At 41.5% G+C, this 1,849-nt stretch carries 1 protein-coding gene; it reads left to right on the top strand.

Annotated features, from left to right (window positions below):
* Window positions 1-1,849: Ig-like domain-containing protein (locus tag ACVRZH_RS10035; protein WP_447455133.1), on the top strand; the 1,849-nt coding region annotated here is incomplete at both ends.

The following is a 1,849-nucleotide window of genomic DNA, read 5'->3' as shown; positions in this document are numbered from 1 at the left end:
TCAAAGGTGGGGATGATAAAGTACCAGTAACACTTTCAGAAGAGAACCCAGCTAAATTGGTAGATCCAAAAACAGGTGAACCAACTGATGAGAAGACAGTTCCAGCACTTGATGAAACTGGCAAAGAAATTGGTACATACACTATTGATCCAACAACTGGTAAAGTGACATTCCAACCAAACCCAGACTTTGTAGGAACACCACAACCAGCTAAAGTTCAAGCTAAGGATACTAATGGTACAGTTGCTGAAACAACATACACACCAACAGTAACACCAGTAGAACCAATTGGTACTCCAAAAGAAACAACTGGTTTCCAAGGACAACCACAAACTGGTAAAGTTGACTTTACGCCAGGTAATGACAATGTTCCAATGGATGATGAAGTGCCAGCAACCTTCGAAGATGGAACAACAGAAAAAGTTGTACCAGGAGAAGGAACATACACAGTAGCTAAAGATGGCACAGTTACATTCACACCAGAAAAAGACTTTGTAGGAACTGCAAAAGGTGTAACAGTTAAACGTGTTGATAAGAACGGTACAGAAGCAACAGCTAAGTACACACCAGTTGTTTTAGAAGTGACACCAACAAGTGAAGCTTCATCTACAACAGATATTCAAGGTGCTGTTCAGAAGTCACCAATCGTATTTGATAAAGATTCAGCTACGAATACTGTTAACTTTAAAGAAGGTAATCCTGCTGTACCAGTTAAACAAGATAGTGTTACTCTCTTAGGCACAGATGGACAGCCAACTAAATCAGTTACTGTTGAAGGAGAAGGAACATATACTATTGAAGATGGTAATGTTGTCTTTACACCAGAAAAAGACTTTACTGGTGTTGCAACTCCAGTTACTATTCAAGCAACTGATGAAAATGGTAAGAACATTACTACTACTTACACACCAACAGTAACCCCAGTTAAACCAGTTGGAACACCTAAAGAAACAACAGGTCTTCAAGGTCAACCACAAGAAGGCACACCAACATTTACGCCAGGTAATGACAATGTTCCAATGGACGATACAGTACCAGCAACCTTCGAAGATGGAACAACAGAAAAAGTTGTACCAGGAGAAGGAACATACACAGTATCACCAGATGGTAAAGTAACATTTACTCCAGAACCAGGCTTTGTAGGTGAAGCTAAAGGTGTAACGGTTAAACGTGTTGATAAGAACGGTACAGAAGCAACAGCTAAGTACACACCAACAGTATTGCCAGTGACACCAATTGGAACACCAGCAGAAACTGAAGGTCCTCAAGGTCAACCACAAGAAGGTACACCAACATTTATTCCAGGAAATCCAAATGTTCCAATGGACGATACAGTACCAGCAACCTTCGAAGACGGAACAACAGAAAAAGTTGTACCAGGAGAAGGAACATACACAGTATCACCAGATGGTAAAGTGACATTTACTCCAGAACCAGGCTTTGTAGGTGAAGCTAAAGGTGTAACGGTTAAACGTGTTGATAAGAACGGTACAGAAGCAACAGCTAAGTACACACCAACAGTAACGCCAGTGACACCAACAGGTACACCAGCAGAAACTGAAGGTCCTCAAGGTCAACCACAAGAAGGTACACCAACATTTACGCCAGGTAATGAGAATGTTCCAATGGACGATACAGTACCAGCAACCTTCGAAGACGGAACAACAGAAAAAGTTGTACCAGGAGAAGGAACATACACAGTATCACCAGATGGTAAAGTGACATTTACTCCAGAACCAGGCTTTGTAGGTGAAGCTAAAGGTGTAACGGTTAAACGTGTTGATAAGAACGGTACAGAAGCAACAGCTAAGTACACACCAACAGTAACGCCAGTGACACCAACAGGTAC

It is taken from the genome of Streptococcus fryi (genome assembly GCF_053206505.1).
This window is presented reverse-complemented; position numbering and strand designations above follow the sequence as displayed.